This is a genomic window from Lentzea indica (assembly GCF_012184385.1).
GTDB classification, from domain to species: Bacteria; Actinomycetota; Actinomycetes; order Mycobacteriales; family Pseudonocardiaceae; genus Lentzea; species Lentzea indica.
In genome coordinates this window covers 1-3,665 of record NZ_VSRL01000449.1, presented here as the reverse complement: position 1 = coordinate 3,665, position 3,665 = coordinate 1, and the positions used below count along the sequence as shown (strand labels likewise).

At 69.8% G+C, this 3,665-nt stretch carries 7 protein-coding genes; 4 read left to right on the top strand and 3 right to left on the bottom strand.

What is annotated here, in order from left to right:
• Together FXN61_RS56095 and FXN61_RS56090 are read right to left on the bottom strand one after the other, a co-directional pair.
• The coding region (locus FXN61_RS56095; RefSeq protein WP_312878568.1) for a LysR substrate-binding domain-containing protein at window positions 1-322 on the bottom strand (322 nt) is incomplete at its 3' end.
• Entirely contained in the window at window positions 307-756 is a 450-nt protein-coding gene (locus FXN61_RS56090; RefSeq protein WP_312878567.1) for a LysR family transcriptional regulator, read from the bottom strand. The genes FXN61_RS56090 and FXN61_RS56095, both read right to left, overlap by 16 nt.
• Before the next feature lie 70 nt (window positions 757-826).
• On the opposite strand from FXN61_RS56090, the gene FXN61_RS48130 reads away from it, so the two are divergent.
• The gene (locus tag FXN61_RS48130; RefSeq protein WP_246293255.1) at window positions 827-1,465 is read left to right on the top strand and encodes an SDR family NAD(P)-dependent oxidoreductase; all 639 of its coding nucleotides are present in this window, start codon (window positions 827-829) and stop codon (window positions 1,463-1,465) included.
• Window positions 1,466-1,485: 20 nt separating this feature from the next.
• The gene (locus FXN61_RS53960; protein ID WP_246293253.1) at window positions 1,486-1,644 is read left to right on the top strand and encodes a hypothetical protein; all 159 of its coding nucleotides are present in this window, start codon (window positions 1,486-1,488) and stop codon (window positions 1,642-1,644) included.
• Here the strand turns inward: FXN61_RS53960 and FXN61_RS48125 are convergent.
• Complete coding sequence (locus FXN61_RS48125) at window positions 1,637-2,227, bottom strand: TetR/AcrR family transcriptional regulator (protein WP_167980442.1); 591 nt, start codon at window positions 2,225-2,227, stop codon at window positions 1,637-1,639. The two genes, FXN61_RS53960 and FXN61_RS48125, sit on opposite strands and share 8 nt — an antisense overlap.
• 82 nt (window positions 2,228-2,309) lie before the next feature.
• Here FXN61_RS48125 and FXN61_RS48120 point away from each other — a divergent pair, with 82 nt between their 5' ends.
• Window positions 2,310-2,639 (top strand): antibiotic biosynthesis monooxygenase family protein, encoded by a 330-nt coding sequence (locus FXN61_RS48120; RefSeq protein WP_167980441.1) that lies wholly within the window; start codon window positions 2,310-2,312, stop codon window positions 2,637-2,639.
• Between the two features lie 15 nt (window positions 2,640-2,654).
• The coding region (locus tag FXN61_RS48115) for an AfsR/SARP family transcriptional regulator (RefSeq protein ID WP_188136280.1) at window positions 2,655-3,665 on the top strand (1,011 nt) is incomplete at its 3' end.

Below are 3,665 nucleotides of genomic sequence, written 5' to 3'. Positions count from 1 at the left end.
CGAGCCCTGCGGGAACCGTCGTGATGCCCAGCCCCGCCGCGACCAGCCGCAGCTTCGCCAGCCAGTCACGGGCGGTGTGCGCGACGACAGGCCGTTCGTCCAGTCCCGGCCACGCCCCCATCGCCAGCTGGTCACCGCTTCCGGCGATCCAGCGCTGGCCGCGCAGATCGGCGATGTCGATGAAGTCGTTGCGCGCCAACGGATGTGCCGACGGAACGGCAACCCGCAGACTGCGTTCGGCGAGAATCTCGGCCTCCAGCGCCGGAATCTCGTCGTCGGGAGCACGGAACGGCGGCGAGGACGCGATCAATGCGACGTCCAACGTGCCGCACGCAACGCGCGCACCAACGCCGGTGTGCTGCCCTCCCGCGTGACGACGGTGATGGACGGGTGGGTACGTCCCAACGACGCCAGCGCGTGAGGCACCAGCCAGGCTCCGGCCGTGGCGAACCAACCGAGCCGAAGAGTGCTCTCGTCCTCCTCCGGCAGGCCCGCGAGCTCACGCGCACCCAGATCGACCTGATCGACGACGATCGCGGCGCGGCGCAACACGAGCCGCCCGGCCGCGGTGAGCCGCACGCCGTCGTGGCGCCGTTCCAGCAGCACGGCACCTGCCGCTCGTTCCAGCGCGGCGATCTGCCTGGACACCGCGGACTGCGTGTAGCCGAGAGCAGCAGCCGCCGCGGTCAAAGTGCCGCGCTCGGCCACCTCCCGGAACACCCGCAGGGCGATCAGCGAAGCGTCGGTGAAGGCCATGACGACTACGCATACCCCGGATGAGATTCTTTCGCTACTCGCATGCCTCAGCCAAGCCTAGCGTCGAGGCATGACGATCGCACTGGTCACCGGCGCCACCCAGGGCCTCGGCCTCGCACTGGTCGAAGGGCTCGCACAGCGCCTCGGCCCCACCGACACCGTCTACCTCACCGGCCGCGACATCGACCGGATCACCACCGCCGTCGGGTCCATGCCCGGCGGTGGCGCCGAGGTCCGCGGCGAGCTGTTCGACGTGGCGGATCCCGGCTCGGCGGACCGGCTCGCCCGGCAGATCGAGGAACGGCACGGCGGCGTCGACATCGTGTTCGGCAACGCCGTCATGCGCGTCGGCCCCGACGACAACCCGCGCGAGTTCATCGACACCTACACCCAGGTCAACAACTTCGGCACCACGAGACTCCTGCGCGCCTTCGCACCACTGCTCAACGACAACGGCAGACTGCTCGTCGTCGCCAGCTCGCTCGGCACCCTCCACCACCTGGCACCGGTGCTGCACAAGCGCTTCACCGAACCGTCCTCTTTGGACGAGATCGACCGGCAGGTCGCGGACTGGCGCGACACCACGAAAGAAGGCCTCGTCAGCGCGTGGCCCGCGTTCGTCAACATCCCGTCCAAGATCGGCCAGGTCGCCGCCGTCCGCGTGCTCGCGAACAACGCCGGCGAACCGACCTGGAACGCGGCATCCTGATCGCCGCCGTGTGCCCAGGAATGATCAACACGCCGACGTCCGCGCTGTGGTGGGACGTCAGCACCGCTCCCACCCCCGCCCAGGCCGCGACGGCGTTGCTGGACCTCGCGCTGGACCCCGTCAAACCCGAGCACCACGGCGAGCTGATCCGCCACGGCGAGGTCCTGCCGTTCAGCTGATGGGCTGGTCCAGCCCGTGCACCACCTGGTCGAGGAGCGTCTGGATGACCGCCTCGTTGTGCTCGTTGCGGCCCGGCGTGATCATCCGTGACGTCGCCTCGACCATCGCGTGCACGAGCATCGCCCGCATCTGCGCGCGCTGCACCCCTGCCGTCTTGAACACACCGACCAACGGCGCCAGCAGCCGTTCGTGCTCGGCCCTGATCTGCTCGCGCGACGAGTCCGGCAACGTGTGCGCGGACAGGGCGACCACCGCCCCGTGGCTGCCGTCGGTGATGATCGCGAGCTCGGTGCGCAGGTACGCCTCGATCTTCTCCGGCACGGAGGACGCGCTGTTGACCGCGTCCTCCAGCTTGTCGGCCCACTCCGGCAGCGCGTCCGACACGATCGCGCCGACCAGTTCCTCGCGCGACCGGAAGTACTCGTAGAGGCTCGGCCGGGACAGCCCGACGCGTCTCGCGAGCGACGCGAGCGTCAGCGCCTCCGCTCCCTCGGTCGCCACGATGTCCCGCCCGGCGTCCAGCAGGGCGCGCAACCGGTTGGCGCGGTGCTCCGCAACGGTGTCGGCGCTGATCCTCGGCACAGCGGAATCCTATCGCGCTTGCTTTCCCGACGGGGAGTTGGAATAGTTTCCGACAGAGCGTCGGAATCAGGGAGGGCCCCACATGTTCATCGCGACGAACCGACTGTTCGTCCCTGCCGAGCGGGCAGAGGAGTTCGAGGCCCACTTCCGCAGCAACATGCGGACGTTCCTGCCCGGCGTGCCCGGCCTGCTGCGCAGCACGCTGCTCAAGCCGACGCGCGACGACCAGCCGTACGTGTCAGTCAACGAGTTCGAGTCCGAGGAGCACTTCCGCGCCTGGGTCGCCTCCGACTCCTTCCGCGAGGCGCACAAGCGCAACCGCGGAATCGCACGGCACGTCACGGGCAACGCCGTCGAGACCTTCCAGCACGCCGAAGACATGGTGCTGCCTCGCCAGCGCACCGAGCAGTAGGCGATACTCCCCCGCATGGGGGACGTGCGATTTCGTGTGCTCGGCCCGCTCGCGGTCGAGGTGGACGGACGTGAAGTGACCTTGCCCGGCGGACTCTGCCGGGCACTGCTCGCCGCATTGCTGTTGCGCCCCAACGAGGTTGTGCCCGTCGACGAACTGGTCGCACGCGTGTGGCACGACGGCGGCGGCCTCCGCGCCCTGCGCACCCTCATGAACAGGCTCAGGGCCGCGCTGGGCGAGGCGAACTGCGTGCGCACGGTCGGCACCGGATACGTCGCCGAGCCGGAGAACCTGGACCTGCTGACGTTCCGTGAGCTGGCGAAGCAGGGCCGCAACGCCGAAGCTCTGGAACTGTGGCGCGGCCCCGCACTCGCCGACATCGACTCGGCGTGGGTGCGCAGCGAGGTGTCCGCACTCGTCGAGGAACGTCGTGCGGTGCAAGGAAAACTGACGATCCCGCACCAGATCCCCGCACCACCGGCGCAGTTCGTCGGCCGCGACCACGAGCTCGGCCTTCTCGACCACGCCGACGGACCGCTGGTGATCTCCGCGGTCAGCGGCGCTGCGGGTGTTGGCAAGACAGCGCTGGCGATGCGCTGGGCACACCAGGCGGCACACAGGTTTCCCGCGGGTCAGCTGTACGTGAACCTGCGCGGGTTCGACCCCGCCGTCGAACCGGCCAAGCCGCAGGAGGTGATCCGGCGGTTCCTCGCCGCACTCGGCGTGCATCCCGGCCAGATCCCAAAGGACGAGACCACGCAGGCCGAGCTCTACCGCGAACTGGTCGCGAGCAAGAAGTTGCTGGTGCTGCTGGACAACGCGCGCGACGCCGAGCAGGTGCGACCGCTGCTGCCCGGCGGTGACCGGTGCCAGGTCCTGATCACCAGCAGGGACCGGATGAGCGATCTCGCCGGGGCGCGGCCGCTGGAACTGGGCATGCTCCGCCACGCGGAAGCCGTCGCGCTGGTGACCGAACGCATCGGCGCCGGGCGGGCGGCCGCGGAACCGGAGGCGCTCGCCCGCCTG